The organism is Halorubrum xinjiangense (assembly GCF_049604745.1).
Lineage (GTDB): Archaea > Halobacteriota > Halobacteria > Halobacteriales > Haloferacaceae > Halorubrum > Halorubrum xinjiangense_A.
Genome location: NZ_CP187140.1, coordinates 2,271,614 through 2,283,749, shown reverse-complemented (window position 1 = coordinate 2,283,749; position 12,136 = coordinate 2,271,614). Strand labels below are relative to the sequence as shown.

Sequence of the window (12,136 nt, the reverse complement as noted above, 5' to 3'; positions counted from 1 at the left end):
TTCGACCGCCAACCGCGCGCTGAACGGGCGCAGCGCCGATCGCAGTTATCACCGATAATATTCGGGGAGCAGTTATTATCCCGATACGATCCTTGGCATCCAGTACACATGCAAGAGGGATCGTCCTCCGGCATCCGATCGAGTTACGGCGCGAAGCTCGCGCTGTCGCTGATCGGAGTCATGGGGGTCTCAGTGTCATACGGTGTCATCGTCTACCTTCGCGCGGAGGAGGCGGGCGCCGCGGGCGCAGCGGTGCGCTCCGGGCTCGTCGGGATGACGCTGTTGACGGTGATCGGGCTCGCGCTCATCGGCGTCACCGTCGGATCGAACACGGTCATCTCCCTGCGACAGCTCACGGCCAAGGCCGAGCGGATGGCCGAGGGGGACCTCGACGTGCGACTGGAAACGGGGCGAACAGACGAGATCGGGCGGCTGTTCCGGGCGTTCGACGAGATGCGCGGCTCGCTGCGCTCTGAGATCGCCGACGCGGAAGCGGCTCGCGAGGAGGCGGAGCAGGCGCGACGGGAGGCCGACACGCGCGCCGAGACGGTCGAGCGGAAGGCGACCGAGTACGAGTCGGCGATGCGGGCGCTCGCCGACGGCGACCTGACCCAGCGAGTCGACTCCGACGTCGACAACGAGGCGATGGCGCGCGTCGGCGTCGCGTTCAACGAGATGGCCGACGAGCTGGAGGAGACGGTCGCGTCCGTCGCGACCGTCGCCGAGGACACCGCCGACGTGGCCGGGACCGTCGACGACCGCACGGAGGACCTGCGGGCGACGACCGGGACCGTGAGCGAGGCGGTCGAGGAGATCGCCGAGGGGGCGCGCACCCAGCGCGACGACCTACAGGCGGCGACCGACGAGGCCGAGAACCTCGCGTCGTCGGCCGAGGAGGTCGCCTCCACCGTCACCGACGTGGCGGAGACCGCGGAACACGCGGCCGAGGTCGGCGAGGAGGGCCGTGAGGCCGCCGAGGAGGCGCTCGCGGAGATGGACGCGGTCGAGGAGACGACCGCGGAGACGACCGCAGAGGTCGAGGCCCTCGCCGAGGAGGTTGAGGAGATCGGCGAGGTGGTCGACACCATCTCGGAGATCGCCGAGCAGACGAACCTGCTCGCGCTGAACGCCTCCATCGAGGCGGCCCGCTCCGGCGCCGAGGGCGCCGGCTTCGCGGTCGTCGCCGAGGAGGTGAAGGCGCTGGCCGAGGAGACCCAGAAGTCGGCGAGCGAGATCGAAGCCCGGATCCACTCCGTCCAGGAGCGCGCGGAGACGGGCGCCGACGCGATGGCGCGCACCGAACAGCGGATCTCCGCCGGCGTCGACACCGTCGAGACGTCGATCGACGCCCTCGAACGCCTCGCAGAGGCCTCCGAGCGGACGGACACGAGCATGACCGAGATCACCCGCGCGACCGAGACGCAGGCGGACTCCGTCGACGCGGTCGTCGGCCACGTCGAGGACGTCTCCGCGATCAGCGCGCAGACGGCCAGCGCGGCCGGCGACGTCACCGGGGCGGTCGACGAACAGGAACAGACCCTCGGGGCGGTCGAGACCGCGGCCGGGTCGCTCTCCGACCGCGCGCTCGCGCTGCGCGACGCGGTCGACGACTTCGAGTTCGCGGCCGACGACGGCCTCGGCGCCGTGCCCGGCTCCACCGCCCGCGGCGCCGCGGGCGACGGCGCTGCCGCGGTCTCCGACGGGGGGACGGCGAGCGGCGAGGAGACGGAGTTCGAGTTCTCGCGCGCCGACGGCGGCGACGACGCGCTCGCCGGGGAGGAGGTGAACTGAGATGCTCGTCGACACCGCCGTCTGGGCGTGGATCGGCGCCCTCGCGATGGGCGCCGGGACGGTTCCCCCGCTGTGGGCGTGGTTCTCCCGGTCTTCGGAGGCCGAGGAGTCCCACGCGATCTATTACGCGACGCTCGCCGGGGTCACCGGTATCGCGGCGATCGCGTACCTCCTGATGGCGCTCGGGTTCGGAAGCGTCTCGCTGTCGGCCGGAGAGCTCGACATCGCCCGGTACGTCGACTGGCTCCTGACGACGCCGCTGCTGCTCCTCTACCTCGGCCTGCTCGCGCGGCCGTCCCGGCGCGTGCTCGCCGGGCTGATCGGGGTCGACGTGGTGATCATCGCCGGCGGTATCGCGGCCGCCGCGACGACCGGAACGGTCTCGTGGGTCGCCTTCGGCGTCGCCGGGGTCGCGTACGTCGCGCTCGTCTACGGGCTCCTCGTCTCGCTCCCGCGGTCGGCCTCGGCGGAGGGCGACCGGGTCCGCGCGGTCTTCGGCACGCTCCGGAACATCACCGTGGTGCTGTGGACGCTGTACCCGGTCGTGTGGCTGCTCGCGCCGACCGGATTCGGCCTGCTGACGCCCGCGACGGAGATGCTCGTGTTCGTCTACCTCGACATCGTCTCGAAGGTCGGATTCGTCGTCGTCGCGGTCGCGGGCGCCGACGCGCTCGACCGCCTCGGCGCCGACAGCGGGCCCGACGCGGACGGCGAGTTCGTCGCCGCCGACCCGAGCGCCGAGGAGCGGACGACCGTCCTCGGCGACGACTGAGCCGCGGTCGTTTCTCCCTCTCGGCTTTTTCTGCCGCTGTTTCCTCGCCGCTTTTTCCTTCTACTCGCCGTCCGCGACGAGGTCCTCGTAGCGCGCGCCGGTCTGTTTCAGCGTCTCGGTCGAGTAGAGTCGCTCGTGGTCGAACGGGAGGTGGTCGGCCGCCAGCTCGTCGATCTTCGCGTCGACCGCCTCCGCCTCGCGGCCGTGGATCATCGTGAACAGGTTGTACTCCCAGTCCTGGTCGGGGCGGCGCGGGCGGTGGTAACAGAGGGTGACGTACGGGAGGCTCCCGACGGCCTCACCGCGCTCGTCGAGCTCGTCGTCGGGCACGTCCCAGACCACCATACAGTTGTTCGTGAACCCGGTGACGACGTGGTTGACGATACAGCCGATCCGTTTGATGCAGCCGTCCGCGAGCAGGCGCTCGACCGCCGCGAGGACGTCGTCGACGCTCGGGGCGACGCCGGCGTCCCCGTCGCCGATCTCCGCGGCCACGTCGGCGTAGGGCGTCGCCGACAGTGGGAAGCCGTCCTGGATCGCCAAGAGGAGGTCGGCTTCGAGGGGGCTCAGATCGCCGCGAGCGTTCTCGGAGATGCGGGTGGCGGAGACCGCGGTCTCGTCAAGCGATTCCCTCGCGAACCGGTCCGCGTTGACGACCGGGAACTCCAGGTCGATGTAGTAGTCCGTCAGCATCGGGAGGGCGAGCACCTCGCAGCCGGTGCGTTCCTCGATCTCCGCGAGAATTTCGTCGCGCGTCTCGCGGGAGCCCGCGGTGACGACGAACCACTGGTTCCACTCGTGGTCGCGGCGGTAGTTGTGGTTCACCTGCCGATAGCCGTTGATCACCTCCGCGACCTCGTCGAAGCGGTCCTCGGGGGCGCGCACGGCCGCCAGCGTCGAGGAGCCGATGACCGGGGGGTTGAGCACGGCGCCGAACCGCCGGAACACGCCGCGCTCACGGAGGTCGCGGACGCGGTCGAGGACCGCGTCGGCGTCGACGTCGATTCCCGTCTCGGCACTGATCTCGCGGGCGACCCGCTCGAAGGGGCGCTCCTCGACGGGGAAGCCGCTCTGGTACTCGTCGATGAGGGCCGCGTCGACCGCGTCGAGGTCGGCCCGCCAGTCGGCGTCCAGACTCATTGGCGTGATCAGGGGGCGCGCGTACCTACGGGTTTCGGAGGGCGTCGGTCGTCAGCGGGGAGTCGATCGTCAGCGGGACCGGTATCGGTCGTCGGTGGGGAGTCGATCGTCAGCGGGACCGGTATCGGTCGTCGGTGGGGAGTCGATCGTCAGCGGGACCGGTATCGGTCGTCGGTGGGGAGTCGATCGTCAGCGGGACCGGTATCAGTCGTCGGCGAGAGCCTCGCCCGGCGTCGGCGCGAACGCCCGGGCGCTCTTCTCCAACTGCGCCGTCGAGCAGCCGCCGACGGTCGCGGCCTGTTCGAGCGTCAGCGTGCGGGACCGATACAGCGTAAGCGCGGTGGCGACGGATTTGGACGTCATCGGGTACAATCAGCCAGTAGATGGACATACATATAACTCTAACGCTGTTTGCGACCTGATACAGAATCAAAAGAGAATAGAACAAGTGGACTGTGTTTTCTTTTGGCTAAGAAACGAACGCTCGTGGAGTTATTGATTGTGAACGAGTACCACGGATCCGGCGGGATCGACGCTGTCACCCGGCCTCGCCGCTCGCGCGCGTCGCCTCGGTCGCGCGTAGAGCGACCGGCACCGGCCCGACTCGTTCCCGGTGCGCGGGAGTCGAACGGGGGACTTTTCGTCGGAGAACCCGAACGGCGCGTATGGCTCAGGCGACCCAGGAGTTCGGCGACTGGCCCCTCAAGCGGCTGATGACCGAGGTCTGCGGCTCCGGCCACAAGTCGGCCGACGACCTCACGCGCGCGCAGGCGACCGAGGCGTTCGAGCGCATCCTCGCGGACGAGCCCGACCCGACGACGCTCGGGGCATTCTGGCTCGCGAACCGCTGGAAGCGGAACACGCCCGAGGAGCTCGGCGCATACGTCGACGTGATGTGCGAGCGCGTCGAGTACGCGGAGCCCGACGTCGACCCCGTCGACTGCGGCGCCAACTACGACGGGAAGGGGCGGACCGCAATCTTAGGCGTCGCGGCGGGCGCCGTCGCGGCCGCCGCGGGCACCCCGGTCGTCGTCCACTCCGGGGACCGCGTCCCCACGCAGAAGCAGGACGCGTACAAGCACGTCCTCGACGAGCTGGGCGTCCACACCGAGCTGACGCCCGCCGATTCCGCCGACATGGTCGACGAGACCGGCTTCGGCTTCTACTACCAGCCCGCGTTCAACCCCGCCATCGACGACCTGTTCGACCGGCGCGACATGATGGGCGTCCGCTCGTTCGTCAACACCGTCGAGACGCTGGCGAACCCAGCCGGTGCCTCCGTCCACCTCGGCTCCTTCTACCACCTCGCGTTCGCGAAGAAGGTGGTCGATACGTTCGTGGAAAGCGAGTTCCACGACCTCGACCGCGTCCTGATGTTCCAGGGCATGGAGGGGTACGACGACGTGCGCCCCGGCTACACGAAGGTCGCCGAGTGGGACGCTCACGGCGGCGACGAGGAGGACGACGCGGGCAGCGAGGGCGCCTCCTTCGACGACTTCGAGATCGAGACCGCGGAGTACGGGATGGACCTCGAAGAGGACGACCTCGCGGTCGACGACGTGGCGGTCGAGTCCGCGGAGATCACCGAGGAGGTGCTGGCCGGCGAGCGCGACAGCGCCTTCGCGGACGCGGTCGCGGTCAACGCCGCGCTCCGGATCTACGCGGGCGAGGACGCGGATTCGATCGAGGAGGGCCTCGACGCGGCCCGCGAAGTCATCGACGACGGCTCCGCGTACGACGTGCTGGAAGCGATGCGGGAGTTCTGAGACGGGTCGCTCCAACGACATCTCGTTTTAATCGTCGGCTTCGATCGGAGGATCGAGATAGGCGATCAGGGCGCTCGCGACGCCATCTACGCGTCCTCGTCGTCGAGCCCCTCGACGGGGTCGACCGCGGACTCCATCCACGCGTCGACCTCCTCGTCGGAGAAGCCGCCGTCTCGCGCATCGACCGCGGCGGCGCCGAGCCGGGCCGCCGACGCCGTCGCGTGTTCTGCGTCGGCGATTTTCCAGTATCGACCGCGGTGGCTGACGAGTCCGTGCCGTTCGAGGCGGCTGAGGGTGGGTCCGACGCTTCCCTTCGGGACGTCCACGCCGTCGACGATCTCGCGCTGACGGAACGCCTGATCGGCGTTTTCGAGCAGAAATCGGTGTATCTTCCCCTGCGTCGTGTCCGGTTCGAGGTCCACCGTCGCCTCCTGCTCGTCGATCGTTTGGAAGTCGTCTGCCGAGATCGGCATCGTGTATATCGAATTGTATCTAATTGTATTAAATCGTATCGGCCAACCGTGATCGAACCGGCTGACAAGGAAAGAGTGGATAACTCCCTCGTAAATCCCAGCTGGTCGTTTATAAATGGCTAATAACGGGTCGGCGGTGAACACTTCCAAAGCCCCAGCCGCGAGGCGGACGCACGCTCGCTGCGGTCCTCGTCACTCACTGCGTTCGTTCCTGCGGTCCTTGCGTCGCCTGCGTCCGCCTCGCGGCTGCCCGTTTGAGTCCCCACCCCGCACAGCACCGCGCCTCACGCCTCCCCAGCCTCGTCAGTCGCCCTCGCTCCGCTTCGGGCGACTGACTCCCTCGCGCGTGCGACTCACGCCCTTCGGGCGTTCGTCGGCACGCGCCACCGCATCAGTCCTTTATAAGTGTTCGTCGAGACGCGCTCGCTTCTTTATAAATCGCGTTCGGGTGCCGGCGGCATCGCCCGCTTGTGCGCGCTGCGCTCGTAGAGGTCGACCACGCGGTCGACGGCTTCCTCGGGCACGTCGAGCTCGCGGACCGTCGCCGCGCGCGAGAGGCCGCCGTCGACGTGGACGGCGAGGATGGCGTCGACGGTGTCGTAGTCGAGGCCCATCTCCTCGGCGTCGGTCTGGCCCTCCCACATGCCGGCGGTCGGTTCCTGCATCACGAGGTCGCGGTCGACGCCGACGTGCGCGGCCAGCTGGCGCACCTGCTGCTTGTAGAGGTTGCCGATGGGGTTACAGTCAACCGCCTGGTCGCCGTACTTCGTGTAGTAGCCGGTCATCGCCTCGGCGCGGTTACCCGTGCCGAGGACGACCCGATTCTCCGCGTTGGCGACGAAGTAGTTCAGCACGGCGCGGGTGCGGACGTAGACGTTGCCCGCGGCGGTGCGGTCGTCGGCCGCCTCCGGGAAGGCGTCGAAGAAGGCCTCCGCGATCGGCTGGATCTCGACCAGGTCGTACTCGATCCCGAGGTCGTGAGCGACGCGCTCCGCGTCGCTCATCACGTCCGGGTCGTTCACTGACGAGGGCATCGTGATCCCGTGGAGACCCTTCTCGCCGAGCGCCTCGACCGCGAGGTGGGCGGTGAGCGTCGAGTCGATCCCGCCCGAGAGGCCGAGGACCGCGCCCTCCGCGCCCGCGTCGTCGACGACGTCGCGGATGAACGAAACGATGCGCTCACGGATAGTCTCCAGCTCCTCGTCCGAGAGGCGGAGGTCGAGCGGGGGGTCGTCCGACAGCAACACCGACTGTTCCGGGGTCCGGCTCATGGGGAGACGCAGGGACCGAGGCGACTAATACCTCCCCGTCGGCTCGGGGAACTGGACGCGCGTCGGGTTCCCGGCTCGGACACGGCGGCCGCGGGGGCCGCCGCGGGCGCCTACAACAGGCCCTCGCGTTCGGCGAGGAGGAGTCCCTCCAGCGTCGCGTCGTTCGTCGGCGGCTCTCGAGCTATCTCCAGCGCCTCGTCGACCGGGACCGCACGCGGGGCGAGGAACTCGTTGCTGTCGTGGTCGACGTCGACCGGTTCCAGCCCCTCCGCGAACACGTAGCCGCGCGTGTGGCGCAACACGCCCGTCGAACACCACACCTCCTGGAGCAGCGACGTCGACGACGGCTCGAAGCCGGTCTCCTCGGCGAGTTCGCGCGCGCCCGCCTCGGTGTAGGACTCGCCGGACTCGACGATCCCCGCGGGGAGCTCCAGCTGGGTGTTCCGCACGGTGGGCCGGTACTGCTCGACGAACAGCACCCGGTCGTCCGCGACCGCGACGATCACCGTGGCCGGCGACAGCTCCGCCCAGTAGTACTTCTTCTCCGTCCCGTCGGGCTGCTCGACGCGATCGTAGCCGCCGACGAACCACCCCTCGTCGTACTCGACGACGACCTCTTTCACCGGCCACTCCGGCTCGCCCGGCAGCGAGTGGTTGCGGCCGTCGGCGAACGCGGGGAGGTCGCGGAGGTCGGCGGCCGGCGCGTCCGCATCGTCAGGTCGGTCGCCCGCGTCGGCGTCCGGTTTTTCATCGGTCACGGGCGGACCACCTCCGCGTGGTACACCTCGCCGTCGCGGCGCACCCGCACGCCGGTCTCCGTCGAGGCGTTCGGCACCTGCCGGGTGAGCGCGTCCACCTCGTCGAACGGCGTGTGTGTGAACCACTCCTTCATCCCGTACGGGCCGGTCTGGTACCCCGCGGAGCGCCCGTCCGAACTCTCTATGGCGCCGATCAGGTACGGGTACCGCCGGTCGGAGACGTTGTTCACGTCGGCGGCGGTGTCGTTCGTCTCGATCGGTTCGACCGTGAGGTAGTAGGGGTCGCCGCTGCCGAGGTAGCTTGGGAGCGCGCCGAGCGCGAGCAGCGCGACGACGACCAGGGCGATGGCGATGACGACGTTCCGGGTGACCCGGCGCATAGTCGAAGTTGGAGCCGGCGGGGAATACCGGTTTCGACCGGCAGCGAGGCGACAGCTCCGAGGCGAACGAGAGCGGGACTCGGCGGCGACCGTCGCGGACGACGCGCTTTAGCCCGCCGGGTTCTATCCTCTCGCATGGAGTACCGGTTCGAGCTGGCGCTTTGCGCCGCGGTCGAATCCTCGGACCGCGTCGTCGCTCGCCAGCTCGGCGCGGGCGTCGAGACGCCCGGGACGCGCATCGTCGACGTCTGCCTTTTGTCGCCGGGGCCCGGCTTCGACGACCGCGCCGCGATCAGCGCCGAGCGCATCCCGGATCCCGCCATCGAGGCCGCCGTCGGCCCCGGCGAGGCCGTGCCTGTCGCCGACGCGTTCGACCTCCCGCCGGACCGTGCCGCTGCCGTCGTCGAGCGCGCGGTCGAGGTCGGCTACCTCGAACGCGAGCGTCGGAACGGACGGGATGCCGTGCGCGCGACCGCGCGCTACCCCGAGGACTGGATCGGCGACCTCGTCGCCGTCGAGAACAAGCCCGATCTTGGGACGCCGGGCGACCTGGAAGCGCAGCTGCGCTACGACGCCGCGCTCGGCCTCTTCGACGAGGTGGTCCTCGCGACTGCCTCCTACGTCACCCGCGCGCACCTCAACCGAATTCCGGAGGCGGTCGGCGTCTGGCGGTTCGATCCCGAGACTGGCGAGCGCGAGGTGGTCCGCGAGCCGACCCCGCTCGACCCGGACGCGCCGGGCGTCGAGATCCGCGCGGAGCGCCCCTCCCGGACGGACGTCGCCCTGATCGCCCCCGAGGCGAAGGCCCGCAAGCGGCGGCGGATCGCCGAGCGCGCGTACGGGAAGGGGTGGCGTCCCGAGCCGCCGGCGTGCGCGCACGGCGAGGCGACCGCCGACGGCCGGCCGCGCTGCGCGCACTTCGACCGCGTGGTCGACCCCGGCCGCGAGTGCGGGAGCGGGTGTCCCGCCTTCGAGCCCGCCGACCCGCCGGCAACGGACCGCGAGGGGCTTCGGGACGAGCGGACGGCGTGGGTCGCAAACCCCGAGGGGGACGGCCCGCGCCGCCAGTCCGGGCTCTCGCGGTACCTGTGAGAACGCTTATACGGCGAGGGCGGGTGTTTCAGGTATGGACGAGATCGAAGACGTCTTCGTGGCGCGACTGATGTCGACGGACCTCCACACGGTGACGCCGGACACGCTGGTCGAGGACGCGGCCGCGGTGCTGCTCGAGAACGACATCAGCTCGGTGCTGGTCGTCGACGACGATGGCGACCTCGTCGGAATCCTAACCTCGACGGACTTCGTCGACATCGTCGCGAAGAGCCAGCCGAAGGCCGAGACGACGGTCGAGCGGTACATGACGCGGGACCCGATCACGGCAGGCGCGCAGGACGACGTCGCGGCCGTCGCGGCGACGATGCTCGAACACGGGTTCCACCACGTGCCGGTCGTCGACGGGGAGACGCCCATCGGCATCATCACCACCTCCGACTTTGCCGCGTACGTCTCCTCGCCGGAGTCCGTCTCGGCGTAGCGCGTTCCGCATCGAAGCGGTCGCGGCGGCGGTCGCCGCTGCCGCGGCGTCCCCGCGTCCGTCCGCGACAGCGACAAGTCCCGCCACTTCCTGTGCCCGTATTACTCCGGAGCGCATACCGAGGGCCGTGTCCGATCACCTACATCTCAACCTCTTCACCATGTCCTCGGTCGAGCACGTCTCGCCCGGGTCGTGGCGCTACCCCGGGGACCGGTCGGCGGACTACGCCGACCGCGAGTACTGGACCGAGGTCGCGCGCACCGCCGAGCGGGGCGGGTTCGACGCCGTGTTCTTCGCGGACGTGCGCGGGGTCTATGACGTGTACAGCGACGACCGCGAGACGGCCGTCGAGAAGGCGGTCCAGACCCCCGCGAACGACCCGCAGCTCGTCGTGCCCGCGATGGCGGAGGTCACCGACGACCTCGGCTTCGCGGTGACGCGCTCGACGACGTACACCCACCCCTACCAGCTCGCGCGGGAGTTCTCGACGCTCGATCACCTCACCGACGGCCGGATCGCGATCAACGTCGTCACCTCCTACCTGGAGTCGGCCGCCGAGAACCTCGGACTCTCGGAGCGGATGGACAAGGAGACGCGCTACGACCGCGCCGACGAGTTCCTCGACGTCTGCTACAAGCTGTGGGAGGAGTCGTGGGAGGACGACGCGGTCGAGGTCGACCGCGAGGCCGGCCGGTACTCGGATCCCGACAAGGTCCACGCCATCGACCACGAGGGCGACCACTTCTCGGTGCCGGGGCCGCACGGCTGCGAGCCGTCGCCCCAGCGCACCCCCGTCGTCTACCAGGCCGGCTCCTCCGACTACGGACGGTCGTTCGCCGCGCGCAACGCCGAGGCCGTCTTCGCCAGCCAGCCGACAGAGGAGGGCGTCATCGAGTACATGGCGGACGTGAAGTCGCGCGCGGCCGACGCCGGCCGCGACCCCGAGAGCCTCCGCTTCTTCATCGGCGTGGTGCCGGTCGTCGGCGAGACGCAGGCGCTCGCGGAGGCGAAGTACGAGGAGTACAAGCGGCACGTCGACGTCGAGGCGACGCTCGCGCTTTTGTCCGGCTTCCTCGACATGGACCTCTCCGAGCTCGACCCCGACCAGAAGGTCGAACACATCGAGACGGACGCGATTCAGGGGACGATGAACGCGTTCACGAAGGCCCAGCCCGACCGCGAGTGGACGGTCCGCGAGGTCGCGGAGTTCTGCGGGCTCGGCACCACCTCGCCGACGATCGTCGGCACCCCCGAACACGTCGCCGACGAGCTCCAGCACTGGCACGAGGAGGTGGGCGTCCACGGGTTCAACGTCAAGGAGGTCGTCCGCCCCGACTCGCTCGTCGACTTCGTCGACCTCGTCGTCCCGGAGCTTCGCGAGCGCGGCCTCGTCCCTCCGGCCGACGCCGAGCCCCCGGGCGAGACGCTCCGCGAACGGCTCCGCGGCGAAGGGCAGACGGGGCTCCGCGCGGACCACCCCGCCCGGCAGTAGCGCGCGCGGCCGCCTTCGCCGTCTGAAACCGACGCAGTCATTCGGTTTCGCGGCTCGTATTAGCGAGCTGTTGTGAACGAATTGCCGCTAACTAATACGACAACGCTGCCGCCCCCGGCACGCTTAAGTATCTACCACCGCTTGTTTCAGGTGACGCTTCGCTTGGAGGGCCGAAGCGTCAGCGGGGACCTACAGAACGACACGCCCGTGCCACCTTTTCCCGGCACGGGCGTGCCGTTCGTTCCTTTACTCACCGAGCGAGTCGCTCGCGCAGCCGCGGGCAACGACCGTTCCGCGCGGACGCGCCTCGGACGACCGGCAACCACCACCGACGACCGCCGACAGGGCGAAGTCGCTTCCGTTCGAGTCGTGAGTATGCCGCTCTTACAGTTCGCGACGACGCTGTCGCTGTCGCCCGCCGAGCGCGAGGCGTTCGTCGCGTTCGTCACCGATCGGTACACCGAGGAGATGGAGACGAGCGCCGGCCACGTCGCCGTGACGATCGCGGAACACGAGCCGTCCGCGATGGCGATCGGGCGGGCGGTCGAGGGGCCGCTCCTCTTCTTGGACGCCGAGATCCGCGAGGGCCGGCCCTTCGAGTACAAGCGCGCGTTCGCGCTGGCGGTGATGGAGCGGGCGGTCGAGGCGTTCGGCGTCCCCGAGCCGAACTGCAAGGTCGTGTTCACGGAACACGCCGGCGAGGACATGATGGGGATCGACCGCGTCGGCGGCGACTGGGAAGAAAGGTAGTTCGGACTC

General features: G+C 69.6%; 13 protein-coding genes. 7 read left to right on the top strand and 6 right to left on the bottom strand.

The window, feature by feature from the left end; translation table 11 throughout:
* The first annotated feature begins 108 nt into the window (after positions 1-108).
* Both ACOZ35_RS12715 and ACOZ35_RS12710 read left to right on the top strand, forming a co-directional pair.
* On the top strand, positions 109-1,791 hold the full coding sequence (locus ACOZ35_RS12715; RefSeq protein ID WP_424013922.1) for a methyl-accepting chemotaxis protein: 1,683 nt from the start codon (positions 109-111) through the stop codon (positions 1,789-1,791).
* Position 1,792: 1 nt separating this feature from the next.
* Positions 1,793-2,563 (top strand): bacteriorhodopsin, encoded by a 771-nt coding sequence (locus tag ACOZ35_RS12710; protein ID WP_424013921.1) that lies wholly within the window; start codon positions 1,793-1,795, stop codon positions 2,561-2,563.
* A gap of 60 nt (positions 2,564-2,623) precedes the next feature.
* Here ACOZ35_RS12710 and ACOZ35_RS12705 read toward each other — a convergent pair whose 3' ends face one another.
* Positions 2,624-3,703 (bottom strand): Lrp/AsnC family transcriptional regulator, encoded by a 1,080-nt coding sequence (locus ACOZ35_RS12705; RefSeq protein WP_424013920.1) that lies wholly within the window; start codon positions 3,701-3,703, stop codon positions 2,624-2,626.
* Positions 3,704-3,907: 204 nt separating this feature from the next.
* Positions 3,908-4,066 carry a DUF7317 family protein gene (locus ACOZ35_RS12700; protein WP_424013919.1) on the bottom strand — a complete coding sequence of 53 codons (159 nt, stop codon included), beginning with the start codon at positions 4,064-4,066 and terminating at the stop codon, positions 3,908-3,910.
* 302 nt (positions 4,067-4,368) lie between these two features.
* On the opposite strand from ACOZ35_RS12700, the gene ACOZ35_RS12695 reads away from it, so the two are divergent.
* Complete coding sequence (locus ACOZ35_RS12695) at positions 4,369-5,469, top strand: anthranilate phosphoribosyltransferase (RefSeq protein ID WP_424013918.1); 1,101 nt, start codon at positions 4,369-4,371, stop codon at positions 5,467-5,469.
* Between the two features lie 86 nt (positions 5,470-5,555).
* Here the strand turns inward: ACOZ35_RS12695 and ACOZ35_RS12690 are convergent, their stop codons facing one another.
* The 4 genes from ACOZ35_RS12690 to ACOZ35_RS12675 all read right to left on the bottom strand — a co-directional run bounded on the left by ACOZ35_RS12690 (position 5,556) and on the right by ACOZ35_RS12675 (position 8,351).
* Entirely contained in the window at positions 5,556-5,942 is a 387-nt protein-coding gene (locus tag ACOZ35_RS12690) for a MarR family transcriptional regulator (RefSeq protein WP_424013917.1), read from the bottom strand.
* A 431-nt stretch (positions 5,943-6,373) separates the two neighbouring features.
* Positions 6,374-7,213: an NAD+ synthase gene (locus ACOZ35_RS12685; protein WP_424013916.1), complete on the bottom strand. Its 840-nt coding sequence runs from the start codon at positions 7,211-7,213 to the stop codon at positions 6,374-6,376.
* A gap of 110 nt (positions 7,214-7,323) precedes the next feature.
* The gene (locus ACOZ35_RS12680) at positions 7,324-7,971 is read right to left on the bottom strand and encodes an NUDIX hydrolase (protein ID WP_424013915.1); all 648 of its coding nucleotides are present in this window, start codon (positions 7,969-7,971) and stop codon (positions 7,324-7,326) included.
* A complete protein-coding gene (locus ACOZ35_RS12675) occupies positions 7,968-8,351 on the bottom strand; it encodes a hypothetical protein (RefSeq protein ID WP_424013914.1) in 384 nt (127 codons plus the stop codon). The genes ACOZ35_RS12680 and ACOZ35_RS12675 overlap by 4 nt, the downstream gene beginning before the upstream one ends.
* A gap of 135 nt (positions 8,352-8,486) precedes the next feature.
* Here ACOZ35_RS12675 and ACOZ35_RS12670 point away from each other — a divergent pair, with 135 nt between their 5' ends.
* The 4 genes from ACOZ35_RS12670 to ACOZ35_RS12655 all read left to right on the top strand — a co-directional run bounded on the left by ACOZ35_RS12670 (position 8,487) and on the right by ACOZ35_RS12655 (position 12,127).
* The gene (locus tag ACOZ35_RS12670) at positions 8,487-9,443 is read left to right on the top strand and encodes a DUF5787 family protein (RefSeq protein WP_424013913.1); all 957 of its coding nucleotides are present in this window, start codon (positions 8,487-8,489) and stop codon (positions 9,441-9,443) included.
* Positions 9,444-9,477: 34 nt separating this feature from the next.
* Positions 9,478-9,885 carry a cyclic nucleotide-binding/CBS domain-containing protein gene (locus ACOZ35_RS12665; RefSeq protein ID WP_424013912.1) on the top strand — a complete coding sequence of 136 codons (408 nt, stop codon included), beginning with the start codon at positions 9,478-9,480 and terminating at the stop codon, positions 9,883-9,885.
* A 127-nt stretch (positions 9,886-10,012) separates the two neighbouring features.
* Positions 10,013-11,377 (top strand): LLM class flavin-dependent oxidoreductase, encoded by a 1,365-nt coding sequence (locus tag ACOZ35_RS12660; RefSeq protein WP_424013911.1) that lies wholly within the window; start codon positions 10,013-10,015, stop codon positions 11,375-11,377.
* A gap of 375 nt (positions 11,378-11,752) precedes the next feature.
* Positions 11,753-12,127 carry a tautomerase family protein gene (locus ACOZ35_RS12655; RefSeq protein WP_424013910.1) on the top strand — a complete coding sequence of 125 codons (375 nt, stop codon included), beginning with the start codon at positions 11,753-11,755 and terminating at the stop codon, positions 12,125-12,127.
* Positions 12,128-12,136: the final 9 nt, after the last annotated feature.

Bases quoted from the DNA above. Each gene is read 5' to 3' on its own strand.
- ACOZ35_RS12715 (WP_424013922.1), top strand. From the start codon at position 109: ATGCAAGAGGGATCGTCCTCCGGCATCCGATCGAGTTACGGCGCGAAG.
- ACOZ35_RS12710 (WP_424013921.1), top strand. From the start codon at position 1,793: ATGCTCGTCGACACCGCCGTCTGGGCGTGGATCGGCGCCCTCGCGATG.
- ACOZ35_RS12705 (WP_424013920.1), bottom strand. From the start codon at position 3,703: ATGAGTCTGGACGCCGACTGGCGGGCCGACCTCGACGCGGTCGACGCG.
- ACOZ35_RS12700 (WP_424013919.1), bottom strand. From the start codon at position 4,066: ATGACGTCCAAATCCGTCGCCACCGCGCTTACGCTGTATCGGTCCCGC.
- ACOZ35_RS12695 (WP_424013918.1), top strand. From the start codon at position 4,369: ATGGCTCAGGCGACCCAGGAGTTCGGCGACTGGCCCCTCAAGCGGCTG.
- ACOZ35_RS12690 (WP_424013917.1), bottom strand. From the start codon at position 5,942: ATGCCGATCTCGGCAGACGACTTCCAAACGATCGACGAGCAGGAGGCG.
- ACOZ35_RS12685 (WP_424013916.1), bottom strand. From the start codon at position 7,213: ATGAGCCGGACCCCGGAACAGTCGGTGTTGCTGTCGGACGACCCCCCG.
- ACOZ35_RS12675 (WP_424013914.1), bottom strand. From the start codon at position 8,351: ATGCGCCGGGTCACCCGGAACGTCGTCATCGCCATCGCCCTGGTCGTC.
- ACOZ35_RS12670 (WP_424013913.1), top strand. From the start codon at position 8,487: ATGGAGTACCGGTTCGAGCTGGCGCTTTGCGCCGCGGTCGAATCCTCG.
- ACOZ35_RS12665 (WP_424013912.1), top strand. From the start codon at position 9,478: ATGGACGAGATCGAAGACGTCTTCGTGGCGCGACTGATGTCGACGGAC.
- ACOZ35_RS12655 (WP_424013910.1), top strand. From the start codon at position 11,753: ATGCCGCTCTTACAGTTCGCGACGACGCTGTCGCTGTCGCCCGCCGAG.